Genomic DNA, 25,421 nt, shown 5'->3' on the forward strand with positions numbered 1-25,421 from the left:
TCCTTGGGAGGGGTCGGGGAAGTTGAGGGGCCGGCCTTGCCTAGTGGTTGCGGCGGAAGCGCACCACACCGCCGACCGTGGTGGACTGCACGGGCATGTCCCGCAGTTCCGAGGTGGCGGCCGTGAACGGATCGTCGGCAAGCGCCGTGAAGTCCGCCAGCATGCCCGGACGCAGGCGCCCCTTGTGGGACTCCTCGCCGGAGGCGTAGGCGGCGCCGGCGGTGAAGCCCTCGATCGCCTCGCCCACCGTGACGCATTCGCCGGGCTGCCAGCCGCCGTCGGGCTCGTGGCTGCCGTTCTGCCGGGTGACGGCCGCATGGATGCCGTACATCGGGTTCGGGTGTTCCACGGGAGCGTCGGAGCCGAAGGCCGGGATCGCGCCGGCGTCCAGCAGCGAACGCCAGGCATAGGAGGCCAGGTCGCGTCCGGCCAGCAGGGTCGACGCCAGCGGGATGTCGGTGGTGCAGTGGGTGGGCTGCATGGAGGGGATGACGCCGAGCTGGGCCATGCGCGCAATGTCGCTGGGGCGCAGGTGCTGGGCGTGTTCGATCCGGTGGCGAAGCCTCGAGGCGGGGCGGGCGATCCCGGTCGGGGCGTCCAGCGGGTTCATGGCAAGGTCGGCATAGGCATCGAGCACCAGCTCGTTGGCCCGGTCGCCGATCGCATGCGTGGCCACGCCGATGCCGGAACCGGCGGCGCGGCGCACCAGTTCACGCAGGTCCCCGTACGGGATGACCTCGATTCCGGTGTTGCCGTCCTCGCCGGGGAACGCCTCGGACATGTGGCAGCTGTGGGACCCCAGGGCACCGTCGGAGAACAGTTTCACGGGACCGGTGCGCAGCCAGGCGTCGCCGTCGCCCGTGGCCCGGCCCTCGTCGATGGCCAGCTCAAGGGCCGTCATGGGGATGGCCTTGTGGACCCGGATGCCCAGCCGGCCCGCGTCCCGCAGGCCGCGGTAGGCCGCCAGGGCGTCCTCGCCGTCGAAGTCGTGGACGCCCGTGAGCCCCACGGCCAGCAACCGGCGCTGCGCCTCGAGCAGCTGGGTGCCAAGGTCGCCGGCCTCGGCGCTGTGCATAATCTCCTCAAGCCTGTCGCAGGCGGCCTCGCGCAGGATGCCCGTGGGCTCGCTGTGCTCGTCCCGGACAATTTCCCCGCCCACCGGATCGGGGGTGGAGGCGTCAAATCCGACGGCGGCCAGGGCGGCCGAGTTGGCCCAGACGGTGTGGCCGTCGATGCTGGGCAGGGCTGCCGGCCGGCCCCCGGTGACGGCGTCGAGATCGTAGCGGTTTGGCTGGACCGGCACCGTCCAGATGTTGAAGTCCCAGCGCCCGCCAAACACCCAGCCGGTGGCGGGGCGGGAGTCGCTGTAGACCCGCACACGCTCGAGGGTTTCCGCGAGGTCGCGGGTGCCGCGCAGGTCAAGGGCGGCGATCTCGCGGGCAAAGTTTGCCGTGTGGATGTGGGCATCCGTCAGGCCGGGGATCACGGTGGCCCCGTCCAGGTCAACGGTTTCCGTGACACCGCTGGAATGCGCGGCAAGTTCTTCCCGGGTGCCCATCGCCACGATGCGCTCGCCGCGTGTCAGCACGGCCGTCACCTGCGGCTGCGGAGCCCACAGCGTGTGAAAGCGGGCGTTGACGAAAAGACGTTGCTCAAGCATTCCTAATCCTTTGTGATGCAATGGTGTGGTGAAAATGTGTCGCCCAGGGGGCGCTCCTGTGGAAAATTTTCCCACGACATTGACAACCATAAGAGAAAATCAGCCTTATATGATGTGAAGCACGCTGATAGTTCACGACGCTCACTTCAAGGAATGCTTATGCTCAACTTAAATCACCTGCGCACCCTCGTTGAGGTGGTCAGGCTTGGCTCCTTCACGGCGGCCGGAAACCGGCTTGGCTATACGGCGTCGGCGGTGTCCCAGCAAATGGCGGCACTGGAGAAGGACACCAACGTGCGCCTCTTTGTCCGCAGCGCCCGCAGCGTCCACCCGACCCAGGCGGCGCACGCGATGGGGCAGCAGGCGCTGAAGCTGCTCCGCGATGCCGAGAACCTGCTGGCGGCCGGCACGGCCGCCGGCGGAAACGCCGTGCGGGAACTGCGGGTTGGTGCGTTCCCTTCGGTCGCGACGTTCGTGCTGTCCCAGATCGTGGAGATGCCCCGGTGGCAGGCCCCCTCGGTCCAGGTCAAGATCTCCATCGGCGAGCCAAGCTCCGTGGTGCCCGGGCTGCGCGTGGGAGGCGAGCTCGACGTCGGAATCGTCTACCAGGTGGGGGAGTCCGGCCTGGCGCTGCCCCAGGGGGTGAGCCGGCACTGGCTGGGGGAGGACCCCTACAAGCTGGTGGTGCCGGCCGCATGGGGCTTCACGGAGGGTTCCCGGATGAGCCTGGAGGCGCTCAATGAGGTTCCGTGGATCCTGCACCTGCGCGGATCAAGTGACGCCAACGTCATTGACTTCGTGCTGGCCAATGCGGGGCTGCACCCGCGCGTGGTCGCCTCCAGTGACGACTTCAACGCAACGCTGCGCCTGATCGCGGCCGGGCACGGGGTGGCCATGGTTCCCCAGCTGGCCATGGTGGAGCGCCCCGAGGGAGTGGTGGAGGTGGAAGTTCCGGAGATCGCGCTGACCCGCAGGCTCATGGCCCTGTGCGCCGATGACGCACCTGCGGACCTGTCGGAGAACTTTGTCGAGGCGCTGCGCAACGTCGACGAGTTCCGGAACATGTAGGCGTTTGTGGGCGGTCCGCGGCGCGTCACGGGCCGCAAAAATGGGTGGCGGCAGGGTCGTTTTGTTTTTCTAAAAAAGCCCTGCTAATCTATTGACTGCTTCATTCCTCTGTAGCTCAATTGGCAGAGCATTCGACTGTTAATCGAAGGGTTACTGGTTCAAGTCCAGTCAGAGGAGCTTGCAAACAAAAATTCCCCGCACTCACTTGTGAGTGCGGGGAATTTTTCTTTGTCCGGGCGTTTTTCGGACTTAGATTTTTGGCACCATGCGGGGCCGCACAATGAACCACAGCGCCGCCATGGCCAGCAGGATGCAGGCACCCATGATCAACGCCATGGGCGTCGCCGTAGCCACGCCCACCAGGCCCACCACGGGGGTGATGATGCCGGCAAAGCCGAACGTAGCCGCGCCCAGCAGCGACGCCGCCGTGCCCGCCTGCTTGCCGTTGCGGGCCAGGCCCATGACCTGGACGGACGGGAACATGAAACCGGTGGCCGCAATGAAGAACCACAGCGGCACGATCACGCCCCACAGACCAAGGCCCAGCTGGTCAAAGAGCACCATGAAGCCGGCCGCCACCACCTGGGCCACGGTTGCCCAGGCAATCACCCACTGCGGGCCGATGTGGCGCATGATGTACGCGGCCACCTGCACGCCGGCCACCACGCCCAGCGAGTTGGCGGCGAACAGGAAACCGTACTGCTGCGGGGTGAAGCCGTAGGTGTCCTGGAACAGGAACGTCGAGGCGGACAAATACGTGAACAAGGCGGCAAAGTTCAACCCGCCCACGAACAAGGTGCCGACAAAGATCCTGTCGCTGAATACGGCCTTGTATCGGTCGGCGACGCTCATGCCGCCGGAATGGCGCTTTTCCTTTGGCAGGGTCTCCACGATGAAGACCGACGTCGCCACGACCACCAGCGCGCCGTAGCCGGCCAGGAACCAGAAGATGCCGGGCCAGTCCATGATGCCGAGCAGCTGTGAGCCGATGACAGGGGCCAGGATGGGGGCCATGCCGTTGATCAGCGACATGTAGGAGAGCATCCGGACCAGGCGGTAACCGCCAAAGAGGTCGCGGATCATGGCCATGGCGACGACGCCGCCGCCGGCCGCACCAATGCCCTGGAGCACGCGGAACACGCCGAGCATGGTGATGTCGGTCGACATGGCGGCGCCCAGTGAGGCGAGCACATGCAGCGCCGTGGCCAGGATCAACGGCAGGCGGCGGCCGAACTTGTCGCTGAACGGGCCCACCACGAGCTGGCCGGCGGCAAAGCCGATGGTTGTGGCCGTCAGGGTCAGCTGGACGGCAGTAGCCGTGACGTTCAGTTCCTTGCCAATGATGGGGAACGCGGGCAGGTACAGGTCGATGGTGAAGGGGCCCAGTGCGGTCAACAGACCCAGCACCAGGACGTAGATGAGCTTTTGCCGGCGGGACAGGCTGTCGCCGGGGTGGGTGGTGGGGGTCAAGAAGGGAGTCCTAGGTACCTGGAAGAGTCGGTGGAGTGGGAGGGAGCCTGCGCTTGTGCCGCTGGAGACCGCCTGCCTGAATATGTTATGTGGTTATGGTCACGATGAAAATGTGTGCAGGAATCTGTTTCATTCCACGCAACGGTCAACAACGCGCCGCCCCGCATTACTATTCCGGGCAACCGCGATTCCATTCGGTGCACCGGATGGTAATTTTGTTTCTATGGCAGCGCCGCAACAAATGGGTGCACAAAGATTTCAGGTTCACGCAAGGAACCATGAAAGCAATTGATGGAGGCGTTCCCAGTGGCAGTTGCGCAACAAGACGTGCAGGTCGAGGCAAGCGAACCGGCGGGGCCGGGGGAGTCGACGCTGGTCGCCGCGGTCAAGACCGCCTCCCGGCTGGTTCCGCGCCAGATCACCGATGAACTTGAGCTTGCCAAACTGGAATTGGCCCATAAGAAGGACCGTGTCACGGGTGTGGCCGTCTACGGGGTGCTGGCCCTTGTCCTCCTGGCCCTGCTGGTCATCGCCTTGGTAGTGGCGGCGATCGCAGGCCTGGCCGTGATCATGCCGCTGTGGTTGTCGGCGCTCCTGGTCAGTGCCGCACTCCTTGTCATCATCGGCATCTGCGCGCTTGTCGCCTACGTGAAGTTCAAGTCGCTGCTGCCCCTGCTCCCCGAGCACGCCTGGCGCGGGATCCGCCACGACCTCGGCATTGCCAAGGAGGGCCGCGACTTTGACCCGTCCACGCTGACTCCGAAGAAGCTGAGCAAGGCGGAGAAGAAGGCCAAGAAGGAGGAAGCCGAGGAGGCCGCCGCCAAGGCCAAGGCCGAACGCGAGGCCAAGGCCGCCGAACACGGCCCGCAGGCCAGCCAGACCGAACTGATCGAGCGCACGGCCACCCGCCGCGAACACCTGCTCTCCCTGCGCGAGGAATTGGTGGAGCAGGCCGACGTCAAGAAGCAGGCCGGCTATTTCCTGGACCAGGCCGTGACCAAGGCGAAGGACACCGTGGGTGCCGTGACGTCCAGGACCGCCGAAGTCGGCGTGAAAACCGTCAAAGAGCGATGGAAACCACTTGCCGTCTTCGCCGTGTCGGCCACGGCTTGCGTGGTGTTGCTGCGAAAGTTGTTCAAGAAGTAAATTCTTGGACCCTGGCCCGGACAACGGCGCCGATCCAATTAGTGCCCTGGGAGGGGTGACACGCATGGCTGCCGGATCAAGCACACCCCTGGGCAATCCGAACGCCGTCCTCACCATTCCCAACATCATCACCGTCGTCAGGTTCCTCGGTACCCCACTGTTCGTCTGGCTGGTCCTGGCCCGCCATGAGTACGGCTGGGGTGTTTTTGTGCTGGCGATGATGGGCTGCACCGACTGGATCGACGGGTTCGTGGCCCGCAAACTGAACCAGACCTCCCAACTGGGCCGCATCATGGACCCGTTGGCGGATCGCGTGGCGCTCGTTGCCGTCATCATCACCATGGTCCTGGCGGGCATCCTCCCGCTGTGGCTGCTGGTGCTGATGCTGGTCCCGGACGTGGTGCTGCTGGCCGTGACCCTGTACTTCTTCCGCGGCGACGCCGATTTGAAAGTGTCCATGGTGGGCAAGACCCGCACGGCTTTGTTGATGATCGGCACGCCCATGCTGCTGCTGGCGAAGGCGCTCGACTCCAACTTCACCGAAGTCCTGGCCTGGGTGTTCCTGGGCGTGGGCATGGTGCTGCACGTGATCGCGTTCCTCCAATACCTCCGCGCCGTCTTCGCCAAGCACCGCGAAATCCATCTCCCGGCATCCCGTGGGGGCCGCCCATGATGTGGCTTGCCGTGGCCTGTGCCGTGGCCGGCGCGTTCTTCCTGGCCTTTGGGGCACAGCGCCAAGGCAGCGCCGTGCAAAACAACACCGGTGGCCTGGCCCTGGGCAGCTCGGGTTTCCTTCGGCTGCTGCGGAACCCGCGCTGGGTGTTTGGCCTGCTGCTCCTTGGCGCCGGCATGGCGTTGAACGTGGTGGCACTGACCCTGGGCACCCTGACAGTGATCCAGCCCATCGGCGCCATCGCCCTGGTGATCACCACCATCGTCAACTCCCGCGACCAGGGCATCCGGCTCAACCGCGCCACGGTGGTCGCCATTTCCGCCTGCGTCACCGGAAGCGCGCTCTTCGTCCTGCTGGCCGTGAACGTGGTGCGCGAGAAAACCCACGTCACCAGCACGGAAGAGCTGACGGTGGTGCTGTTGCTCGCCGTCGTCATCGTCATTTTTGGCGGCTCGCTGGTGATGTTCAAGCACCGGATCAAGGCGTTCTTCTACATCCTCGGCGCCGGGGTGCTCTTTGGTTTCGTGGCCGTGTTGACCCGTATCATCTCCCGGCAGATCTTCGACCCCAACGGCTTGTTCCTGCTCAACGTGCAGTGGTATTCGATTATTGCCATCGCGGCGGCGGGCGGGCTGGGCAGCTGGTTCGTGCAAAGCGCCTACGCCAGCGGCCCGCCGGATCTTGTCATTGCCGGGCTGACGGTGATCGATCCGATGATCGGCATCGGCATCGGCATCACCATCCTGGGTGAGCTTCGTCCCGATGTGCCGCCGGTGGTTGCGATATCCATGGCCGGGGCCGCTTTGCTTGCTATCGTTGGGGTGGTTGCGCTGTCGAGGCATCACCCGGATGTGGTGAAACGGCGGGCGGATGCCAAGAGGGAGCAACGCAAGTAGCCTCCTCACCCAGGTTTCGCCCTGCCGGTGCGGGGTTGCACGTAACACCAAGTACGACGACGTTGGGAACCCCTGCGGTTGCCTTGCGTTGGGAGCCGGTTTCGGACCGGCTGCCATCCAATCCACCAGGAGTTTGATCCGTGACATCCACACCGAGCGAGAGCTCGTCCAAGCCGCTGACCATCTTGATTGCGGCCGACACCTACCCGCCGCACATCAACGGCGCGGCGCAATTCTGCTTCAGGCTGGCCACCGGCATGACGGCACGCGGCCACGATGTCCACGTCATGTCGTTCCGCCCGGACGGCGGGCCCATGTACACGGAGAAGCGCCCGGAGGCCACCGTGCACCGCCTGCGCTCCCGCCCGGTTCCCACGCACGAATACTTCCGGGTCTGCCTGCCGTGGGAAATCAAGAAGGACATCACGGCGCTCTTCGACGTCATCAAGCCCGACGTGGTGCACGTGCAAAGTCACTACATGATCGGTGAGCACGTGGTGTACGAGGCCCAGAAGCGCGGCATCCGCATCGTGGCCACCAACCACTTCATGCCCGAAAACCTCAACCCGTTCCTGCCGTTCCCGCAGTGGTTCAAAAACATTGTGGGCCGGGTTTCCTGGCGCGACATGGGCAAGGTCATGAGCCGGGCCGACGTCGTCACCACCCCCACCCCGCTGGCGGCCAAGGCCATGCACCAGCACGCGTTCCTGCGCAAGGTGCTGCCGCTCTCCAACGGCATCGAGGTGGGCAACTATGAGCTGGCCGAGGGCGAGGTCATTCAGAAGAACCCGTACCCGACGGTGGCGTTCGTTGGCCGCCTGGCGGAGGAAAAGCATATTGACGTGCTCATCGACGCGATCGCCAAGACGCCGGCCGAGCTTGACCTGCACCTGGTGGTGGTGGGCGGTGGCGAGGTGAAGGCTGCGTTGAAGGCGCAGGCCGAGAAGATCGGGTTGTCCTCGCGCGTCCGGTTCACCGGGCTGATCAGCGACGAAGAGCTTCGCGACGTGTACCTGAAGGCCGATCTGTTCGTCATGCCCGGCACGGCCGAACTGCAGTCCCTGGTGACCCTTGAGGCCATGAGCGCTTCCACCCCCGTGGTCCTGGCCAACGCCATGGCCCTGCCGCACCTGGTGGAGGACGGTGTGAACGGGTACCTGTTCACCCCTAACGACAGCGACGACCTGGCCGAAAAGATCACCACGATCATGAGCCTCCCACCGGAGGACCGTGCGGCCATGGGTGCCGCCAGCCACGGCATGGTGGCCCGCCACGGCCTGAAGAAGACGCTGGACACCTTTGAAGACATCTACCGTGGCGGCAGCTACGACGATCACGCAGTTTAGGGCTCAACCCTTTACTATTGCAGGAGTGCTTTTCCCGCATCCGGCTCCGCGCCGGCGGGGGAGGGCGCCTGTGCGGGGCCATAGCTCAGCTGGTTAGAGCGCGGGACTCATAATCCTAAGGTCCTCGGTTCAAGTCCGAGTGGCCCTACAGAAAATGCAAGGACCGGAACGCAATACGCGTTCCGGTCCTTTTGTTTTCCGCTCCCGATTGTTCGTACCTAGGGCGCCGGGCGCGGCTGCGCAGCCAACTGGGCGGCCTGGACCTGGTCCAGGGTGCGGCGGAGGTCCCTGATCTCGGCCAGCAGCAGATCCACATGATCCGCGGTGGCCGCCTCCGCCTTGGACTCGGTGGCGGAAACCCGGTCCAGGAGCCAGCTGGCCAGGGTAGCGGTGACGATACCCAACAGCGCAATGCCGCCGATCATCAGGCCCACGGCAATTCCGCGGCCAAGGCCCGTCACCGGCGCGAAGTCGCCGTAGCCGACGGTGGTGATGGTGACCACCGCCCACCACAGCGCGTCGCCGAACGTCCTGATCGAGGCACCGGGTGCGTTGTGTTCGGCGTCGAACATGGCCAGCGCGCCAATGTAGACGAGCAACGTCGAAGACCCAAGGATGTAGGTCACAACCCGCCCGCGCAAGGCATTGCCCGCCACGCGCTGCAGGACGCTGAGCAAGGTGACGAGGCGAAGCAGCCGCAACGGACGCAGCATGGGCAGCATCACGATGGCCAGCTCGTGCAGATGCCGCAGGAACCATTGCAGCCGGCGCGGGGCAAGGTAGAGGCAGACGGCATAGTCGATGACGAACAAGCCCCAGCTGAGCGTAATGAAGCGGTTCGTTGCCGCGCCGATCGCCTCCGACGGGGTGAGCACCTGGATGGAGTACGCGACCAGGAACAACACGGAAATGAAGATCAGCGGCCACTCGGACAGCTTTTGCCAGCGCTCTAGTGTCATGGCGCAATTCTAGGGTTGCCGGCGGCGGTGGCTGCTCCCGGCCGTGGCAATGTTGCCTGCATCACGATTTTAAGCTAAGTTACTCATCAGTAACAAGTTTGGTGCTGGGCCAAACGGTTGTCTCTCACTGATGATCTCAAGCAAAGGAATGCCCATGTCCAAGGCTGCCCCCGACCTCAACAACCTGCCCTACGCCGACGGCGACTTTTACGGATTCGAGCAAATGCTCTCCGACGCCGAACGCGAACGCCTGCAGGAGATCCGCGACTTCCTGGCCAAGGAAATCAAGCCCATTGCCGTCGACTGCTGGAACCGCGGCGAATTCCCCATGGAGCTGATTCCCAAACTGGCCGAGGCAAACCTCATGAGCCCCGTCCGCCACCAGGGTTACTCCAACCTCTTTGCCGGGATCGTGCACGCCGAATTCACCCGTGCCGACGCGTCCCTTGCCACCTTCATGGGCGTCCACGACGGGCTGTTCACCGGATCCATCGAGGTCCTGGCCTCCGAGGAGCAGAAGGCCGCATGGCTGCCGGACATCTACGCCATGAAGAAGATCGGCGCCTTCGGCCTGACCGAACCCCTGGGTGGCTCCGACGTTGCCGGCGGCACCCGCACCACGGCGGTGCGCGACGGCGACAACTGGATCCTCAACGGCGCCAAGCGCTGGATCGGCAACGCCACGTTCTCCGACTGGGTGGTCATCTACGCCCGCGATGTTGCCGACAACCAGGTCAAGGCGTTCCTTGTGGACACCACGCTTCCCGGCTACACGGCCACGAAGATTGAAAACAAGACCGCTCTGCGCACCGTGCAAAACGCGGACATCCTGCTGGAAAACGTCGTGGTGCCGCACGCATTCAAACTGGCCGGCGGCAACAGCTTCCGCGATACCAACAAGGTCCTGAAGGTCACCCGCCTCGCCGTGGCCTGGCAGGCCGTGGGGCAGCAGCTGGCCGCCTTCGACGTGGCCCGCCGCTACGCCGTGGAGCGCCACCAGTTCGGCCGCCCCATCGCCTCCTTCCAACTCGTCCAGGACCAGCTCGTGAAGATGCTCGGCAACGTGGTGGCCTGCATGGGCATGATGGTCCGGCTGGCCCAGCTCGAAGACCAGGGACTGGCCAAGGACGAGCAGTCGGCCCTGGCCAAGGCCTTCACCACCGCCCGCATGCGCGAAACTGTCGCCATGGGCCGCTCCATCATGGGTGGTAACGGGATCGTCACCGACTACGAGATGGCCAAGATCTTCGCCGACGCCGAGGCCATCTACTCCTACGAAGGCACCTACGAGATCAACACGCTCGTCACGGGGCGCGCCATCACCGGCATCTCCGCCATCGTCTAAACGCTGACTTCGGTGATTGAGCCTGTCGAAATCATTCCGGTCTCGCCATACCGGGGTCTCGCCATGCCGGGGTCTCGACAAGCTCGACCACCGCAGTCATTCGGGCGGGAGCAGCACCGACGGGCGCAGGTCAAGGATGAACGCGAGGGGATTGAGGTAGACGTCCCCGCGTCGCACGCCCCAGTGCAGGCAGCTGTCCGCGCCCGGCGGTCCGGTGTCGCAATGCGTGGGACCCTTCACGGTTCCGAGGACGGCGCCACGTACTACGGCGTCGTCGGCCTTCAGCTTTGAGGCCACCGGCTCGAAGCTAAGCCGCAACCCGTCGGCCGTGGCAATCGTCAGTACTCCACGGTCCACGACCACGCCGGAAAATGTGACGACGCCGTCGGTGGGGGAGTGGACGGGAGTCCCCTGGGGTGCGGCGAGATCCACTCCGCGGTGTCCGCTCAACCAGGGCTTGTCCGGCGGGTCGAAAAAGTGCAACACATGCGGCCGGCCACCTGTGGCACCACCCACCGGCCAGCCCCACGCGACGGACGCCGGCAACGGAAGGGCCGCCGTCGGGCTTTCAAGCGCGGCGCCGGCGGCGCCGGGCACCACCAACAGTGCGGCCGCAAGAATGCACGCTCCCGTTAGCTGCCCCAGTCCGGGGTGAAGAAAACGCCTCATGGAACCAGCGTGCGCCCGCTAAGGAAGCGGCGTCGCCCACAAAGTCCGCAATGTGCGTGAATCAAGGGCCCGGGGCGGCTGTGGAGGGCCCAACCATGGTCTGGCGCCGCATCGGCACTGTAGTAACATGGGTAGAGCAGTGTGCTGTTTTGCGCACTGACTACGCGCGCTTACCCCTGACGAGTAGCCGGAGCAATCCGAAAACTGCAGATGGATTGCGCCCATTCGGTCCGCTGAAAAGCGGTTTATGGACGCGCAATGAGTGCCAGGAGCAGGGCCCGTACGGCGTTTTTCGTACAGGTTATCAAGCTAAAGAACCGTAATAACTAAGAAGGAGCGCCGGCATGCCCGTCGTAACTATGCGCCAGCTGCTTGACAGCGGCGTCCACTTTGGACACCAGACCCGTCGTTGGAACCCGAAGATGAAGCGATTCATCCTCACGGAGCGCAACGGCATCTACATCATCGACCTGCAGCAGTCACTGTCTTTCATTGACCGCGCCTACGAGTTCGTCAAGGCCACCGTTGCCCACGGCGGAACCGTACTGTTCGTCGGTACCAAGAAGCAGGCTCAGGAAGCCATCGCAGAGCAGGCCGCACGCGTCGGCATGCCCTACGTGAACCAGCGCTGGTTGGGTGGCATGCTCACCAACTTCCAGACGGTTTCCAAGCGCATCCAGCGCATGAAGGAACTCGAAGAGATCAACTTCGAGGACGTTGCTTCCTCGGGCCACACCAAGAAGGAGCTCCTGCTCCTCAAGCGTGAACTGACCAAGCTGCAGACCAACCTCGGTGGTATCCGCAACCTGACCAAGGCGCCTTCCGTGCTCTGGGTTGTTGACACCCCGAAGGAACACCTCGCCATCGACGAGGCCCACAAGCTGAAGATCCCGGTTGTTGCCATCCTGGACTCCAACTGCAACCCGGACGACGTCGACTTCCCGATCCCGGGCAACGACGACGCCATCCGCTCCGTCGCCCTGTTGACCCGCGTGATCGCCGACGCCATCGCCGAAGGCCTGATCGCCCGCAACAACAAGGCAACCGGCAACGAAGAAGCACCGGCCGAGCCGTTGGCTGAGTGGGAGCGCGAGCTCCTCGAAGGCGACAAGGCCGCCGAGGCCCCCGCCGTTGAAGCTGAAGTTGTTGCCGAGGCTCCGGCCGAAGCTGCCGCTGAAGAAGCTGCAACCGAAGCGTAATTTTCGCCTCCACGGCACACGGTGATCACCGGATGCCGGCACTGAAGTAATCGACGCTGGCAGGATCGCAGCGCCCACAAGGCGCCGCGGTCCTGCCAGAGTTCAGTGAAGCAAGTCCCAAAAAAGCAAAATCTATACCTAGGGGTTCATATGGCGAACTACACCGCCGCTGATATTAAGGCTCTGCGCGAGCGCACCGGCGCTGGCATGATGGATGTCAAGAAGGCTCTCGACGAGGCAAACGGCGACGCCGAGAAGGCCATGGAGCTCATCCGCATCAAGGGCCTCAAGGGCGCCACCAAGCGCGAAGGCCGCTCCACCGCTGAGGGCCTGGTTGCCGCAGCTGTCGAGAACGGCGTTGGCGTCATGGTTGAAGTCAACTGCGAGACCGACTTCGTAGCCAAGGCTGCCCCGTTCATCGAATTCTCCAACAAGGTCCTCGCGACTGCCATCGCTTCCGGTGCAGCCGACGTCGAGACCCTGCTGGCTGTTGACGTTGACGGCAAGCCCATGTCCGAGGTCGTCATCGAAGCCGGCGCACTGCTGGGCGAAAAGGTTGCAATCCGCCGCCTGGCCCGCGTTGAGGGTGCCTCGGTTGACGCTTACCTGCACAAGACCTCCAAGGACCTTCCGGCCCAGGTTGGCGTGCTGTTCGCCGTTGACGGTGACAGCGAAGCCGCTGCGACCGTTGCCCACGACGTTGCCGTGCACATTGCCGCCATGTCCCCGACCTACCTCTCCCGCGAAGAAGTTTCCGCCGAGACGGTCGAGAACGAACGCCGCATCGCCACGGAAACCGCACAGGCCGAAGGCAAGCCCGAAGCTGCCATGACGAAGATCGTTGAAGGCCGCCTGACCGGCTTCTTCAAGGAGATCGTCCTCGTGGACCAGTCCTTCGCCAAGGACGCCAAGAAGAGCGTTGGCACCGTCCTGGACGAAGCCGGCGTCAAGGCTGTTGGCTTTGCCCGCTTCCGCGTTGGGGCATAAAGCACCACCACGCTGATGTGACGAAGAAGGGGCAGCCGCCGACGGCGACTGCCCCTTCTTTGCGCCCGGGTTCGGCTAAGATTTGAGACGGCCCCTTCGTTTCCGTCCGACGGCGGGCGGGACGTTCCGTGCACGGGCGGCACCACAAGCTTTTGTTTACACCGCATCGACAAAACAGCTCTGAATCGACAAAACAGCACTGAGGGATCCAACGGCCCACGCACCGTTGCCGGTACCCATGGAAGGCGAAATGACTACGAACACTCCCGAAACCGCGCAGGAACTTTCCATCAACTCATCCGGAACCCCCAAGCGCCGCCGCGTGCTGCTCAAGCTCTCCGGCGAAGTGTTTGGCGCCGGCAAGCTCGGCGTCGACCCGGACACGATCCGCGGCATCGCCAAGCAGATCGCCAGCACCGTGGGCCAGGTCGAGGTCGCCATTGTGGTGGGCGGCGGCAACTTCTTCCGCGGCGCCGAACTCTCCGCCTCCGGCATGGACCGCTCCCGCGCGGACTACATGGGCATGCTCGGCACCGTCATGAACTGCCTGGCCCTGCAGGACTTCCTGGAGCAGGCCGGCGTCGACACCCGCGTCCAGAGCGCCATCACCATGGGCCAGGTCGCCGAGGCCTACATTCCGCGGCGCGCCATCCGCCACCTGGAAAAGAGCCGCGTGGTCATCTTCGGCGCCGGTGCCGGCCTGCCGTACTTCTCCACCGACACCGTCGCAGCCCAGCGCGCGCTGGAAGTCCATGCCGATGTGGTCCTGATGGCCAAGAACGGCGTCGACGGCGTCTACACGGCGGACCCCAAGAAGGACCCCGACGCCGTCAAGCTTGACCACCTCAGCTACGACGAAGCCATGGCCCGTGATATCCGCGTCATGGACCAGACCGCGTTCAGCCTGTGCAAGGACAACAACGTCACCATGCTGGTCTTCGGCATGGAGGGCGAAGGCAACGTTGCCCGCGCAATTTTGGGTGAGGAACTGGGCACGCTCGTCACCCCGTGATCCGGGGCGTGGGCGGGCGCACCCGGGTGCGCCCGCCCACGGTAGGATGGTGTCAGGATTGCCGCTGGCGCATGCCGCGGATGAGTCATGTAGTGAATACAGTTGAGGGAGAGAAACGTGATCGAAGAGACTTTGCTCGAGGCCGAGGAAAAGATGGATAAGGCCATTGAGGTAGCCAAAGAGGATTTCGCCGCCGTCCGCACGGGCCGCGCGAACCCGTCGCTCTTCTCCAAGGTCCTGGTCGACTACTACGGTGCACCGACCCCGCTCCAGCAGCTGGCATCCTTTGCCGTGCCGGAAGCGCGCACCCTGCTGATCACCCCCTTCGACCGCACCGCCCTGCACGACATCGAGCGGGCCCTGAGCTCCTCCGACGTCGGCGCCAACCCGTCCAACGACGGCAACGTGATCCGCGTGGTCATGCCGGAGCTGACGCAGGAACGCCGCAAGGAGTACGTCAAGCTGGTCCGTACCAAGGGTGAGGACGCGAAGGTTTCCGTCCGCAACATCCGCCGCAAGGCCAAGGAAGCCCTGGACAAGCTGGTCAAGGACGGCGAAGCCGGCGAGGACGAAGGCGCCCGTGCCGAGAAGGAACTCGACGCGCTCACCAAGGCCCACACGGACAACGTCGATGAGCTGCTCAAGCGCAAGGAAGTCGAGCTTCTCGAGGTCTAATGACGGACCCCAAGCCTGCCCGTTCCGGCTCCCTGGGGGAGGAGGCGGGCGCGTCCAACGCAGAGGCGACCCCGTCCCCTGAAACAGCGGAATTCCAGTTTCCCACCCGGAAAGCCCGCCGCATTGCCGAAATGACGGGCATGATCCCCATTGTGGTGCCGGAAAACGTGGTGCCGGAAAGCGTGGTGCCGGAAAAGCAGGCCAAGGGATCGGCTGATCCCGCCGGCTCCGGCGACGCTACCACCTCGGGCGACGCCGTTCAGGAGGCCGCAGCCGACGTCGAGGCCGCCAAGTCTGACGACGGCAAGGCGGGCGGCGCCGCGGCTGACAAAGCCAATAACGGTGCTGCCGCTACGGAAGCCAAGGCTGACGATGCCACGGCCAATACGGCTGATGACAGCGATGCCTCCACGAATCCCAGGGAAGAAATAGCCGGCAACGGCGCGGCAGCAGACGCGGATGCGACCGCCGGCGAGGACGACACCGCGCCGGCGAATGCCGCTGTGCGCGCGCCCGTTTCCGCCATGGCCGTGACGGGCCTTCCCGCCGTCCCGGTGCCGCCGGGCCCCATCGCCGCCATCCCGGACGACGTCGCCAAACCCGCACGTGCGGCCAAGCCCCCGCGCACACCCAAGGCCGGGCGCGACCTGCCCGCCGCCGTCGGCGTCGGCGTTGCCTTGCTGGTCCTGGTGATCGGCAGCCTGCTGTTCTTCCCGCTCGCGTTCGTCGTGGTCGCCACGGCATTCGTGTGCGTTGGCGTCTGGGAGGTGACCCGGGCCATTGGCGACAAAGGCATCAAGGCACCCCTGACCCCGGTCATGGTCGGCGCACTGGCCATGCCGGCGTCGGCCTATTTTGCCGGCTCCGAGGGGCTGCTCTTTGCCTTGGTCGCCAGCGCCGGCGCCACCTTGCTGTGGCGCTCCCTCGATTCGGAGCCGGGTGCGGTCAAGAGCATTCTCGCCGGCATCTTCTCCCTCATGTGGGTCCCGTTCCTGCTCAGCTTCGTGTTCCTGATGCTGCGCGGCCACGAGTCGCCCACGCTCGGGCTGACCCTCGACCTTGCGAACATCAATCGCGGCGTCCTGCAGGTCATCATCATGCTGCTTCTGGTGGTTGCCAACGACACCTTCGGCTACCTGGTGGGTGTCTTGTTCGGCAAGCACCCCATGGCGCCCAAAATCAGCCCCAAGAAGTCCTGGGAGGGTTTTGCCGGGTCCATGGGAGGGGCCATCCTGGTGGCCATCCCGGCCACGGTGTTCGTGTTGAACGAGCACTGGTGGGTGGGATTCGCGCTGGCCATTGGTATGGTCTTTGCAGGCACCGGCGGCGACTTTGCCGAGTCCATGATCAAGCGTGAACTGGGTATCAAGGACATGTCCAACCTGCTGCCCGGCCACGGCGGCGTCATGGACAGGCTGGATTCAATCCTGTTCGCGGCCCCCGTCGCCTACGCCACCTTTACCGTTTTGGGCCGGTTCTAATGGGGTTGTCCCCGTCAAGCGCCGTGCCGGTTTTCGTCCAAGAATGCAACTCCCTCTAGGAATGACTGTGACAGTGGAAAACAAGACCCGCACCAACTCGAAGTTCAAGCTGGTTGGTGCCAAGGAAATCGGCTACAACGTCAAGCAGGTCGACGTATTCCTTGACCGCGCCCGCGCCTACTTCCTGAACACGGACACCTCCGGTGCCGCCATCACGAGCCTCGACGTGCGCACGGCGTCGTTCGAACCGGCCCGCGGAGGCTACAACGCCCAGGCCGTCGACGCCGCCATGGACCGGATCGAGGACGAATTCGTGCTCCGCGAAAAGGAGCTGCTGATTCGCGCCGACGGCGAAAAGGCCTGGATGATCAAGATCGGCAAGACCGCCTCGGTGCTCCGCGCCAGGCTGCACCGGCCCGACGGTGAACGGTTCCGCCGCCCTGCCCGCAAGAGCGTGCAAAGCTACAGCGTTGCCGACGTCGACCTGCTGTGCCATGAACTGCTCACCTACATCGAGGACAACGGCGAACTAAGCGTCGACGTCGTCCGACGTGCCGTATTTGCCCCCGCCAAGGGCGTGGACGGCTATGAGGAAAGCCAGGTGGATGCGTTCCTGGACCGCGTGGTGGAGCTCATGGCCTCGATCGACACCCCCGCCGAAACGTAACCCGCAGCGCCGCAGTCCACGGCGCGGTTAGCGCCCCTGGCCGGCAACGGCGTGGGGGCGCTCCGGCACATGCAGCTTTGTCATGAAGCGGGCCGTGCCGGGGTTCCGGCGGCCCCGGGTTGCCAACGACACCAGCACCATGGTGGCGAACGCCGTGGGCACGGTCCAGGCCGCCGGCTCAGCCAGCAGCCGGTGCAAGGGTGAATCCCCGCCGAGCAGCGGCCCGGCCACCATGGCCGTGAGGCAGAGCAGGCCGCCGGCCAGCATTCCGGCCACGGCTCCGGCGTCCGTGAGCCCGCGCCACCAGATGCCCAACAACAGCAGCGGGCCCACCGTGGAGGCCGTCAGGGCGAAGACCAGCCCCACGGACTGTGCCAGTGCCGGCGAACCCGTCACAAGTGCCAGCCCCAAGGGCACGACGGCGGCAGCGACCGCGGCGATCCGGAAACCGCGAATCCCGCCGCCAAACAGCTCCTGGCTCGCCACGCCGGCCAGGGAGACCACCAATCCCGAGGTGGTGGACAGGAACGCCGCGAATGCGCCGGCCACCACCAGGGCCGAAAGCAGGCTGCCGCCCAGGCCGCCGATCAAGGTGCCAGGCAACAGCAGCACGGCGGTGTCCGTGGATCCGCCGGCAACGAGCTCGGGAAGGAAGACCCTGCCCACTACGCCAAACACGGTGGGAAACAAGTAGAAGACCGACAACAGGCCCAATACGAGCAACGTGGTGCGCCGTGCGGAGGCGCCGTCGGGGTTCGTGTAGAAGCGGGCCAGGACGTGCGGCAGCCCCAGGGTGCCAAACATCAGGGCCACCAACAGGGACAAGGTGCCGTAGAGGTCCCGGCGGGACGCCGGATCCGTGTCGGGAAAAAACTCGGCTCCAGCCGGTGCGCCACCGGCTGGGGTGCCCGTGGCACCGGTGACCATCAGCAGGATGAACATCACCGGCACGGCCATGGCCGTCAGCTTCAGCCAATATTGGAACGACTGGACCAGGGTGATGGAGCGCATGCCCCCGGCAACCACTGTGAGAATGACTACCAGCATTACCGCGACGGCACCCACCCAGGACGGCAGTCCGGTGGCGGTGAGGATGGTCAGGGACGCCCCGTGCAGTTGAGGAACGATGTAGAACCAGCCGATCACCACGATCAAGATACTGGTGACATGCCTGGCCAGGGGAGAGGCAAGGCGGGCGTGTGCAAAGTCGGGGACCGTGTAGGCGCCCGAACGCCGCAAGGGGGCGGCCACGAAGAATAACAACATCAGGTACCCGGCTGTGTAACCGATGGGGAACCACAACCCGTTGATCCCCGTCAGCATGATGAGCCCGGCTATGCCCAGGAAACTCGCGGCGGAAAGATACTCCCCACCCATGGCCGACGCGTTCAGCCACGGTGGCACCGACCGTGACGCCACATAGAAGTCGTCGGTGGTCCGGGAGATGCGCAGGCCATAGAAGCTGATCAACGCCGTGGCTGCGGAAACCGCAAGGACGGCGAGAAACCCGATCGCCGGATTCACTTCCCCTCCACCAGGTCACGGTAACGGTTTTCGTTCTTCGAGGCGGCACGCACATACAGCCACGCGCAAAGGCCGATGATCGGGTAAACGCCCACGCCCAGCAGGAGCCACGGGACGGGCACCCCCAGAATCTCCCACTCCGTCAGTTCGCTCACGGTGTCCACCGCGACCCAGATGGCGGCCATGACCAGGAGGAAGCCGCCGGCAAACGCCAGGGCCAGCCGCAGCTGGGAGCGGATCAGTGAGCGGACCATCACCTCTCCGACGGCCGACTGTTCGGCAACCTCCTCGGAAACGCTGGTGCTGAATGGCATGTGGCGGCCCTGTCGGCGCGGTGCCGTGACCCGGACGCGGCCGGGTGCGGGCGGCCGGGACTCGGGATCCGGGGTCATGCCGACGGCCGAACCCGGGTGGCCTGCAACCGTTCACGCAGCAGCGGCAGGTGCCTGCGGCTGACCGGCAGCTCGGCGTTGGATACGAGGATGGTGGGCTTGGCGGCCCCCAGTTTCAGGGCCGTCACGAACGGCATGCACACCAGGAAGGACCGGTGGATGCGCACGAACCCGGACGCCGCCCACCGCTGCTCCAGATCGGCCAGCGGCACGCGGACCAGGTAGCTGGACTCGGCGGTGTGCAGCCGGGCGTAGTCGCCCTGGGCCTGGACGAACCGGACCTCGTCGAGGCTGATGACGCGACTGGTCCCGCCCTGGCCAACGGTGATCATTTCCACCTGGCCGTCCCCGGCCGGCCGGGTGACAAGGTCGGTCAGCCGGCCAACGGTCGTGGCCAGGCGTTCGGCCCGCACGGGCTTGAGGAGGTAGTCCACCGCGGCGACGTCAAACGCCTCGAGGGCGCGGTCGTCGTCGGCCGTCACGAACACCACCAGCGGCGGGTTCGCCCGCTTGTTGATGACCCCTGCCAGCTCCAGTCCGGAGATGCCGGGCATGTGGATGTCCAGGAACACGGCGCTGACGTCCTCGGCGGCAAGGATCTCGATCGCCTGCGCCCCGCACGTGGCACGGTGAATGCTCCCGATCCGCGGGTCCCGGCCCAGCAGGTATGCCATCTCTTCGACGGCGGGCACCTCGTCGTCGACCACCAGGACGTTAATCATGGGAGTAAGCTTATCGCCCGGAGGGAGCCGGCTGGGAGAAACGGGGAGCGGATCCCGGCGGGGTCAGGTGTCGTTGCCGGGCTGGTTCTTCGGCACCGTCATGGTGATGAGCATTCCGTGGCCCACGGCGGTGTCAATCAGGAGCCCGTGGTTCTCGCCGTAAACCTGCCGGAGCCGGGAATCGACGTTCCTCAGGCCCACGTGGTGGCCGTCCCGCTGCCCGGCCAGCACCAGTCGCAGCTGCTCCGGGTCCATGCCCACGCCGTCGTCCTCGATCGTGAGTTCCGTGAAGGCGCCCCTGTCACGGGCGCCAATCTGGAGCCGGCCGACCCCTTCCTTGGCTTCCAGGCCGTGGCGCACGGCGTTCTCCACGAGTGGTTGGAGGCTCAGGAACGGTATGACGGTGTTCAGCACCTCGGGGGCAATCTGGAGGTTGATGCGCAGGCGGTCGCCGAAGCGGGCGCTCTCCAGCAGGAGGTATCTGTCGATGCAGCGCAATTCCTCGGCCACCGTGGTGAAATCCCCGTGGCGGCGGAAGGAGTACCGGGTGAAATCGGCAAATTCCACTACCAGGTCCCTGGCACGTTGTGGATCGGTGTTGATAAAGGACGCTATCGCGTTCAGTGAGTTGTAAATGAAATGGGGGCTGATCTGGGCTCGCAGGGCACGCACCTCGGCCTCCGCCAGCATGGTCCGCGAGGCCGCCAGCTCGGTCAATTCCAGTTGCGCGGACACCCAGTCGGCAACCTCATTGGTGGCCCGCACCAGCCCGGCGCTGGCCTGCCGGCTGAGGATGATGACGGATCCGACGGCGCGGGAGTCAACCTTGATGGGGCAAATGACGGCCGTCTTCAGGCCCGCGTCAGCCTCCGTGAGGCCCAACGCCCGGCGCAGCGAACCGTCCAGGGTGGCCACCTGGGTGCGTCCGTTGCCCATTGCTTGTGCGGCCAGGCTCATGACGGCGGCCGAATCCGGCGACTTGGCGGCCGCCCCGGCGCCGTCCCAAGCCAGCAGCTGCACCTCATCGGTCATGGCGAAAACTGCACAGTTCAGCAGTGACCGGAACTGCTTGCTGGCCTTTACCGCCCCGGCGGCATTGAGGCCGCTGCGCAGATGCGTCCCGGCCGCGGTTGCCGAATGCAGGGCCCGGAAGGTGGCGCGCTCGGCGTCCGTGCCCAATTCCCGGTGCGGGCGGGCCACCCGCAGCCCAATGACCGCGAACACCACGGCAACAACAACGGCGGCGGCCAGCAGGAGAATCAGCGCGGTATCACCGGCTTCGTGAGCGGACATGGGATCAACCCTAGCGGGCAGGCCGGGAGCTGGAACACAACGTCCCGCCTGCCCGGAGTTGCTTGCGGGCAGGCGGGCCGGGGCCGAACGGTCAGTGGTGGTGGCCCGAGTTTTCCAGTTGGACCAGGTTTCCCGGCAGCCCGGGAGCCCCACCGCCGCCGCCATGACCCGAGTGGGGCACCGCGAGCTCGCCGGCACTGGAGGCGGCCATGCCCGCGGACGCCACCGCGGCAACAAAGATCGACGCGGCGAAAAGCACGCCGATCAGGGCCGCCGCAGACGGTTCGCGCCGCGGAGCCGCGGGTGAACTGCCGCGCTGTGTACGTAAACGTTGTGCACTGGTGCGTTGCCAGCCAAGAACCGCAATGACTGACAATTCAAGAACAATCAATGAGGCAAGCGTGAGATCAAAGGTCCGGGTATCCGCCGGGAACCGCCATACGCCCTCAAGCAGCGCCGCCAACTGCACCGCCACGGCGACCGCGAAGGTCCGCACCACCATCCGGGGACGCGGCACGCGGCCGGCACGGAAGGAAACCACGGCATACGCCAGGGCGGCAACTGCAAAAAGGGCCACGGCAATGCCGCCCGCCCAGGGCCAGCCCTCCCAGTTCCAACGTTGGGGCGTATGCAGATGCGGCCCCTGCGCCAGTCCCGGGATCAGGCTGGACGCCGCGGCGCTGCCAAGGGCGGCAATGCCCACCAACGCCAGGCTGACGTAAAGCGACGAAAGCACGTAACCGTTTCCCGGTGCGACGGGGGAGCCGTTCGCTCGTGTTCCCGTCGAAACCTTACGGGCAGTGCCCCGCCCGGTCAGGGGCGGGGCGCCTGGGTGATGGGCGACCGTCACGGTTAAGCCACTACCCGTGCGGCGGCCGTGCGGTCCTGGGACATGCCCACTGCCAGCAGCACCAGCGCGCTGCCAAGGTGCAGGACGTTGTCGGCGCCGTTGAGGGCGATGATGTTCAGGGACGTTCCGGGCAGGAACAGTCCCACGATGCCGACCAGCAGGTAGACCGAACCCACGGTGGAGTTGGTGGCCTTGGCGGCGGGAACCGAGCGAAGGCCCGCGGCCAACAGTGCCGCACCGATGAGCAGGTGGATGACGTTGTGGAGCGGGTTCACTTCGAAGACGATCAGGTTCCGGCCTTCGGTGGCGAAGAAGCCCACCCCGCTCGTAACGAAGAAGCCGACGAGGCCGACCAGCAGGTAGACGGCGCCGAAGATGGTGGCGAGCATTTTATTCGGTGATGTGCGCATGATGAACATTCCTTTTCCCTGGGGCGGAAATTCCCCTCCGCCCAGTCCTAAAAGGGTCCAAGAGGAACCCATACCAGGCATTCGGAGGCGAAAGGAAAGCGGATTGGACAGCGCGGAACTATTTCTTCACGGCCCGTTCCAGGAGGGGCGTGAGCCGGAACGGGACCAGTTCGTTCATGGCCAGCGACGTCTCGGTGCGCTCGACGCCGTCGCACGCCAGGATGGTGCCGTTGATGCGGAACAAATCCTCCGCACCCGTGGAGACCACCCGCACCAGCAGGTCCGCCCGGCCGCTGAGCCCGTGGGCCTCCACCACCTCGGGGATCGCCGCCAGCGACGACGCCAGGGCGCCAAGTTTTTGTTGCTGCACGTGGACGGAAATGAAGGCCGTCAGGGGGTAGCCCAGGGCCGCCGGGCTCACCCTGTGGTCAAAGTTCAAGAACGCCGCCCGCTTTTCCAGCGATGCCATCCTGGCCTGCACCGTGTTGCGGGACAAACCCAGCTCCGCGGCCATGGCCACGACAGTTTGCCGGGGGTCCTCCACCATGGCTAGAAGGATGCGGGCGTCGGTGGCGTCAAAAGTAGGCATAATGCGCAGAATAGCACGGTGGCGGGGAGCAAAATAGGGCATGGTGCTCAATTCTTGGCGGGGTTATTGCACCGTCTGCATGCCGTGAGTAGGGTCACAGTTAGGGGTTGCAACGACGCCACCCTGCCGCGCGCGAACAATCTTCGCACTCGGCTTGCGGGCCGGCGGCCACACCATGCCACCGCCCAAGGAACTGCGGGACTGGCGCCCGCGGCACTATGCAAGGAGGCGAAAAGATCGTGCTGGATCCAGCAACGAACTCCGGGGACTCACCGCAACCCGGCATCCACCAACTCATTGCCGCCGACGGCACGGCCGTCACCGACGCACTGCTGGCCCCCCTGGTGGCCGACGTCGACGACGCACAACTCCTGGACCTTTATTCGGACATGGTGGTGATCCGGCGCATCGATTTCGAGGCCACCGCCCTCCAACGCCAGGGCCAGCTGGCCCTCTGGCCGCCCATGCTCGGCCAGGAGGCGGCGCAGATCGGCTCCGTCCGGGCGCTCGAAAAGGACGACTTCATCTTCCCCACCTACCGCGAAAACGGGGTTGCGTACTGCCGCGGCGCCAAACTGGCCGGGATCATGAGCACCTGGCGCGGCAGCGCCAACACCGGCTGGGACCCGTACGAATTCAACATGGCCACCCCGCAAATCATTATCGGCGCCCAAACCCTGCACGCCGCCGGCTACGCCATGGGCCTGACCATGGACGGCAAGGAATCCCTGGCCATCGCCTACCTCGGCGACGGCGCCACGAGCCAGGGCGACGTCCACGAATCCATGGTCTTCGCCGCCAGTTTCCAGGCCCCCGTGATCTTCTTTTGCCAAAACAACCACTGGGCCATCTCCGAACCCGTGAGGCTGCAATCCCACGTGCCGCTCGCCGGCCGGGCCGCCGGCTACGGCATCCCCGGCCTGCGCGTCGACGGCAACGACGTCCTGGCCGTGCTGGCCGCCACCCGGTGGGCCGCAGCCCGTGCACGCAGCGGCGCCGGCCCCAGCTTCATCGAGGCCGTCACCTACCGCATGGGCCCGCACACCACGGCCGATGACCCCACGCGCTACCGCGGCGTCACCGAGTTGGAGGAATGGGCAGCCAAAGACCCCATCGCCCGGGTGCGCGCATTCCTGCTTGGCCGCGGCGCGCTCGACGACGCCGGCGAAGCGGCCGTTGCGGCCCGCGCCGACGCCGTGGCCGCCGAGCTGCGCGAGGGCACCATCAACATGCCCGATCCCGACCCCATGACGGTCTTCGACAACGTCTACACCTCCGAACACTCCATCCTCGACCGGCAACGCGAGCACTACGCCCGCTACCTTGCCGGCTTCGCAGGAGCCTCCGACACCGCCACCCTGGAAGGAAACCGGTCATGAGCACGCTGACACTGACACAGGCCATCAACGCCGGACTCCGCAAGGCCATGGAGGCAGACCCCAAGGTGGTGCTCCTGGGCGAGGACATCGGCACCCTCGGCGGCGTCTTCCGGGTCACCGACGGGCTGAAAAAGGACTTCGGCGCGCACCGGGTCATCGACACCCCGCTGGCCGAATCCGCCATCATCGGCACCGCCGTCGGGCTTGCCTACCGCGGCTACCGGCCCGTGTGCGAGATCCAGTTCGACGGCTTCATCTACCCGGGCTTCGACCAAATCGTCTCCCAGGTCGCCAAACTCCACATGCGCACGCACGGCCAGGTGCGCATGCCGCTGACCATCCGCGTGCCCTTCGGCGGCGGCATCGGCTCGCCCGAACACCACTCCGAATCGCCCGAAGCCTACTTTGTGCACACCTCCGGCCTGCGCGTCATCAGTGCCTCCAACCCGCAGGACGCCTTCACCATGCTGCGCCAGGCCATCGCGAGCGATGACCCCGTGCTGTTCTTTGAACCCAAGCGCCGCTACCACAGCAAGGGCGAGGTGGACCTCGACGCCGAGCTGTCCCTGGCGCCGGCCATGGGCGCCGCCCGCGTGGTCGCCGCCGGCACCGACGCCACCCTGGTCAGCTACGGGCCCCTCGTCGCCACGGCCCTGGACGCTGCACGGGCCGCGGCCGACGACGGCATCAGCCTTGAAGTGATCGACCTTCGTTCGCTCTCGCCCATCGACTACGGCACCCTCGAAGAATCCGTGCGCCGCACCGGCCGGCTGATCATCACCCACGAAGCCTCCGAAACCCTCGGGCTCGGTGCGGAAATCGCCGCCGCCATGACCGAACGCTGCTTCAATTACCTCGAAGCCGCCCCCGTCCGGGTCACCGGATTCGACATCCCCTACCCGCCGTCCAAGCTTGAAAAGCACCACCTGCCCGACCTCGACCGCATACTCGACGGCGTGGACCGCGCCCTCGGCCGCCCCAACTCCCTCACCGGGCTGGAAGGATGACC

25 protein-coding genes and 2 tRNA genes are annotated in these 25,421 nt (G+C 65.5%); 16 read left to right on the forward strand and 11 right to left on the reverse strand.

Annotated elements, in window-relative coordinates; all coding sequences use genetic code 11:
* Window positions 1-40: 40 nt before the first annotated feature.
* A complete protein-coding gene (locus AL755_RS06985; protein WP_054010385.1) occupies window positions 41-1,660 on the reverse strand; it encodes an amidohydrolase in 1,620 nt (539 codons plus the stop codon).
* 159 nt (window positions 1,661-1,819) lie between these two features.
* Here AL755_RS06985 and AL755_RS06990 point away from each other — a divergent pair, with 159 nt between their 5' ends.
* On the forward strand, window positions 1,820-2,728 hold the full coding sequence (locus tag AL755_RS06990; protein WP_054010386.1) for a LysR family transcriptional regulator: 909 nt from the start codon (window positions 1,820-1,822) through the stop codon (window positions 2,726-2,728).
* 104 nt (window positions 2,729-2,832) lie between these two features.
* Window positions 2,833-2,905 (forward strand) — tRNA-Asn (locus tag AL755_RS06995).
* A 72-nt stretch (window positions 2,906-2,977) separates the two neighbouring features.
* Here the strand turns inward: AL755_RS06995 and AL755_RS07000 are convergent.
* Window positions 2,978-4,198 (reverse strand): multidrug effflux MFS transporter, encoded by a 1,221-nt coding sequence (locus tag AL755_RS07000; protein WP_054010387.1) that lies wholly within the window; start codon window positions 4,196-4,198, stop codon window positions 2,978-2,980.
* Window positions 4,199-4,504: 306 nt separating this feature from the next.
* On the opposite strand from AL755_RS07000, the gene AL755_RS07005 reads away from it, so the two are divergent.
* The 5 genes from AL755_RS07005 (at window position 4,505) to AL755_RS07025 (ending at window position 8,407) form a co-directional block, all read left to right on the forward strand.
* Complete coding sequence (locus tag AL755_RS07005; protein WP_237762619.1) at window positions 4,505-5,344, forward strand: phage holin family protein; 840 nt, start codon at window positions 4,505-4,507, stop codon at window positions 5,342-5,344.
* A 64-nt stretch (window positions 5,345-5,408) separates the two neighbouring features.
* A complete protein-coding gene (gene pgsA / locus AL755_RS07010; protein WP_054010389.1) occupies window positions 5,409-6,017 on the forward strand; it encodes a CDP-diacylglycerol--glycerol-3-phosphate 3-phosphatidyltransferase in 609 nt (202 codons plus the stop codon).
* Window positions 6,014-6,913 (forward strand): DMT family transporter, encoded by a 900-nt coding sequence (locus tag AL755_RS07015; protein WP_054010390.1) that lies wholly within the window; start codon window positions 6,014-6,016, stop codon window positions 6,911-6,913. Before pgsA ends, AL755_RS07015 begins: the two co-directional genes overlap by 4 nt.
* Window positions 6,914-7,053: 140 nt before the next feature.
* On the forward strand, window positions 7,054-8,259 hold the full coding sequence (locus tag AL755_RS07020) for a glycosyltransferase (RefSeq protein WP_054010391.1): 1,206 nt from the start codon (window positions 7,054-7,056) through the stop codon (window positions 8,257-8,259).
* 74 nt (window positions 8,260-8,333) lie between these two features.
* Window positions 8,334-8,407 (forward strand) — tRNA-Ile (locus tag AL755_RS07025).
* A gap of 70 nt (window positions 8,408-8,477) precedes the next feature.
* Here AL755_RS07025 and AL755_RS07030 read toward each other — a convergent pair.
* A complete protein-coding gene (locus AL755_RS07030; protein WP_054010392.1) occupies window positions 8,478-9,218 on the reverse strand; it encodes a potassium channel family protein in 741 nt (246 codons plus the stop codon).
* 154 nt (window positions 9,219-9,372) lie between these two features.
* Here AL755_RS07030 and AL755_RS07035 point away from each other — a divergent pair, with 154 nt between their 5' ends.
* Complete coding sequence (locus AL755_RS07035) at window positions 9,373-10,563, forward strand: acyl-CoA dehydrogenase family protein (RefSeq protein ID WP_054010393.1); 1,191 nt, start codon at window positions 9,373-9,375, stop codon at window positions 10,561-10,563.
* Window positions 10,564-10,659: 96 nt separating this feature from the next.
* Here AL755_RS07035 and AL755_RS07040 read toward each other — a convergent pair whose 3' ends face one another.
* Entirely contained in the window at window positions 10,660-11,232 is a 573-nt protein-coding gene (locus tag AL755_RS07040; protein WP_054010394.1) for a M23 family metallopeptidase, read from the reverse strand.
* 344 nt (window positions 11,233-11,576) lie between these two features.
* On the opposite strand from AL755_RS07040, the gene rpsB reads away from it, so the two are divergent.
* The 6 genes from rpsB (at window position 11,577) to AL755_RS07070 (ending at window position 17,253) form a co-directional block, all read left to right on the forward strand.
* Window positions 11,577-12,431: a 30S ribosomal protein S2 gene (gene rpsB, locus AL755_RS07045; protein WP_054010395.1), complete on the forward strand. Its 855-nt coding sequence runs from the start codon at window positions 11,577-11,579 to the stop codon at window positions 12,429-12,431.
* A gap of 150 nt (window positions 12,432-12,581) precedes the next feature.
* Window positions 12,582-13,418, forward strand: coding sequence for a translation elongation factor Ts (gene tsf / locus AL755_RS07050; protein WP_054010396.1), 837 nt, complete (start codon window positions 12,582-12,584; stop codon window positions 13,416-13,418).
* Between the two features lie 250 nt (window positions 13,419-13,668).
* Window positions 13,669-14,430 (forward strand): UMP kinase, encoded by a 762-nt coding sequence (pyrH, locus tag AL755_RS07055; RefSeq protein ID WP_237762620.1) that lies wholly within the window; start codon window positions 13,669-13,671, stop codon window positions 14,428-14,430.
* Between the two features lie 117 nt (window positions 14,431-14,547).
* Window positions 14,548-15,105 (forward strand): ribosome recycling factor, encoded by a 558-nt coding sequence (gene frr, locus AL755_RS07060; protein WP_054010397.1) that lies wholly within the window; start codon window positions 14,548-14,550, stop codon window positions 15,103-15,105.
* Window positions 15,106-15,629: 524 nt separating this feature from the next.
* Window positions 15,630-16,586: a phosphatidate cytidylyltransferase gene (locus tag AL755_RS24525; RefSeq protein ID WP_082369532.1), complete on the forward strand. Its 957-nt coding sequence runs from the start codon at window positions 15,630-15,632 to the stop codon at window positions 16,584-16,586.
* A gap of 67 nt (window positions 16,587-16,653) precedes the next feature.
* Complete coding sequence (locus AL755_RS07070; protein WP_054010398.1) at window positions 16,654-17,253, forward strand: DivIVA domain-containing protein; 600 nt, start codon at window positions 16,654-16,656, stop codon at window positions 17,251-17,253.
* Window positions 17,254-17,280: 27 nt separating this feature from the next.
* Here AL755_RS07070 and AL755_RS07075 read toward each other — a convergent pair whose 3' ends face one another.
* The 7 genes from AL755_RS07075 to AL755_RS07105 all read right to left on the reverse strand — a co-directional run bounded on the left by AL755_RS07075 (window position 17,281) and on the right by AL755_RS07105 (window position 23,033).
* Window positions 17,281-18,777 carry a sodium/solute symporter gene (locus AL755_RS07075; protein ID WP_054010399.1) on the reverse strand — a complete coding sequence of 499 codons (1,497 nt, stop codon included), beginning with the start codon at window positions 18,775-18,777 and terminating at the stop codon, window positions 17,281-17,283.
* A complete protein-coding gene (locus tag AL755_RS07080) occupies window positions 18,774-19,169 on the reverse strand; it encodes a hypothetical protein (RefSeq protein WP_054010400.1) in 396 nt (131 codons plus the stop codon). The genes AL755_RS07075 and AL755_RS07080 overlap by 4 nt, the downstream gene beginning before the upstream one ends.
* Entirely contained in the window at window positions 19,166-19,891 is a 726-nt protein-coding gene (locus AL755_RS07085; protein ID WP_054010401.1) for a LytR/AlgR family response regulator transcription factor, read from the reverse strand. Before AL755_RS07085 ends, AL755_RS07080 begins: the two co-directional genes overlap by 4 nt.
* Before the next feature lie 63 nt (window positions 19,892-19,954).
* Complete coding sequence (locus AL755_RS07090; RefSeq protein WP_054010402.1) at window positions 19,955-21,184, reverse strand: sensor histidine kinase; 1,230 nt, start codon at window positions 21,182-21,184, stop codon at window positions 19,955-19,957.
* A gap of 91 nt (window positions 21,185-21,275) precedes the next feature.
* Window positions 21,276-21,920 (reverse strand): hypothetical protein, encoded by a 645-nt coding sequence (locus AL755_RS07095; RefSeq protein WP_054010403.1) that lies wholly within the window; start codon window positions 21,918-21,920, stop codon window positions 21,276-21,278.
* A gap of 116 nt (window positions 21,921-22,036) precedes the next feature.
* Window positions 22,037-22,444 carry a DUF4383 domain-containing protein gene (locus AL755_RS07100; RefSeq protein ID WP_054012919.1) on the reverse strand — a complete coding sequence of 136 codons (408 nt, stop codon included), beginning with the start codon at window positions 22,442-22,444 and terminating at the stop codon, window positions 22,037-22,039.
* A gap of 118 nt (window positions 22,445-22,562) precedes the next feature.
* Window positions 22,563-23,033 (reverse strand): Lrp/AsnC family transcriptional regulator, encoded by a 471-nt coding sequence (locus AL755_RS07105; RefSeq protein WP_054012920.1) that lies wholly within the window; start codon window positions 23,031-23,033, stop codon window positions 22,563-22,565.
* Window positions 23,034-23,251: 218 nt separating this feature from the next.
* Here AL755_RS07105 and pdhA point away from each other — a divergent pair, with 218 nt between their 5' ends.
* Together pdhA and AL755_RS07115 are read left to right on the forward strand one after the other, a co-directional pair.
* On the forward strand, window positions 23,252-24,412 hold the full coding sequence (gene pdhA, locus AL755_RS07110) for a pyruvate dehydrogenase (acetyl-transferring) E1 component subunit alpha (RefSeq protein WP_082368991.1): 1,161 nt from the start codon (window positions 23,252-23,254) through the stop codon (window positions 24,410-24,412).
* A complete protein-coding gene (locus AL755_RS07115) occupies window positions 24,409-25,419 on the forward strand; it encodes an alpha-ketoacid dehydrogenase subunit beta (RefSeq protein WP_054010404.1) in 1,011 nt (336 codons plus the stop codon). Before pdhA ends, AL755_RS07115 begins: the two co-directional genes overlap by 4 nt.
* Window positions 25,420-25,421 lie beyond the last annotated feature (2 nt).

Source organism: Arthrobacter sp. ERGS1:01, from assembly GCF_001281315.1.
In the GTDB taxonomy this organism is placed as follows: domain Bacteria; phylum Actinomycetota; class Actinomycetes; order Actinomycetales; family Micrococcaceae; genus Specibacter.

What these genes read in the sequence shown, in the direction of transcription:
- AL755_RS06985 (WP_054010385.1), bottom strand. Translation starts at nt 1,660, where the DNA reads ATGCTTGAGCAACGTCTTTTCGTCAACGCCCGCTTTCACACGCTGTGG.
- AL755_RS06990 (WP_054010386.1), top strand. Translation starts at nt 1,820, where the DNA reads ATGCTCAACTTAAATCACCTGCGCACCCTCGTTGAGGTGGTCAGGCTT.
- pgsA (WP_054010389.1), top strand. Translation starts at nt 5,409, where the DNA reads ATGGCTGCCGGATCAAGCACACCCCTGGGCAATCCGAACGCCGTCCTC.
- AL755_RS07015 (WP_054010390.1), top strand. Translation starts at nt 6,014, where the DNA reads ATGATGTGGCTTGCCGTGGCCTGTGCCGTGGCCGGCGCGTTCTTCCTG.
- AL755_RS07030 (WP_054010392.1), bottom strand. Translation starts at nt 9,218, where the DNA reads ATGACACTAGAGCGCTGGCAAAAGCTGTCCGAGTGGCCGCTGATCTTC.
- AL755_RS07035 (WP_054010393.1), top strand. Translation starts at nt 9,373, where the DNA reads ATGTCCAAGGCTGCCCCCGACCTCAACAACCTGCCCTACGCCGACGGC.
- AL755_RS07040 (WP_054010394.1), bottom strand. Translation starts at nt 11,232, where the DNA reads ATGAGGCGTTTTCTTCACCCCGGACTGGGGCAGCTAACGGGAGCGTGC.
- rpsB (WP_054010395.1), top strand. Translation starts at nt 11,577, where the DNA reads ATGCCCGTCGTAACTATGCGCCAGCTGCTTGACAGCGGCGTCCACTTT.
- tsf (WP_054010396.1), top strand. Translation starts at nt 12,582, where the DNA reads ATGGCGAACTACACCGCCGCTGATATTAAGGCTCTGCGCGAGCGCACC.
- pyrH (WP_237762620.1), top strand. Translation starts at nt 13,669, where the DNA reads ATGACTACGAACACTCCCGAAACCGCGCAGGAACTTTCCATCAACTCA.
- AL755_RS24525 (WP_082369532.1), top strand. Translation starts at nt 15,630, where the DNA reads ATGGCCGTGACGGGCCTTCCCGCCGTCCCGGTGCCGCCGGGCCCCATC.
- AL755_RS07080 (WP_054010400.1), bottom strand. Translation starts at nt 19,169, where the DNA reads ATGACCCCGGATCCCGAGTCCCGGCCGCCCGCACCCGGCCGCGTCCGG.
- AL755_RS07085 (WP_054010401.1), bottom strand. Translation starts at nt 19,891, where the DNA reads ATGATTAACGTCCTGGTGGTCGACGACGAGGTGCCCGCCGTCGAAGAG.
- AL755_RS07090 (WP_054010402.1), bottom strand. Translation starts at nt 21,184, where the DNA reads ATGTCCGCTCACGAAGCCGGTGATACCGCGCTGATTCTCCTGCTGGCC.
- AL755_RS07100 (WP_054012919.1), bottom strand. Translation starts at nt 22,444, where the DNA reads ATGCGCACATCACCGAATAAAATGCTCGCCACCATCTTCGGCGCCGTC.
- AL755_RS07105 (WP_054012920.1), bottom strand. Translation starts at nt 23,033, where the DNA reads ATGCCTACTTTTGACGCCACCGACGCCCGCATCCTTCTAGCCATGGTG.
- pdhA (WP_082368991.1), top strand. Translation starts at nt 23,252, where the DNA reads ATGCAAGGAGGCGAAAAGATCGTGCTGGATCCAGCAACGAACTCCGGG.
- AL755_RS07115 (WP_054010404.1), top strand. Translation starts at nt 24,409, where the DNA reads ATGAGCACGCTGACACTGACACAGGCCATCAACGCCGGACTCCGCAAG.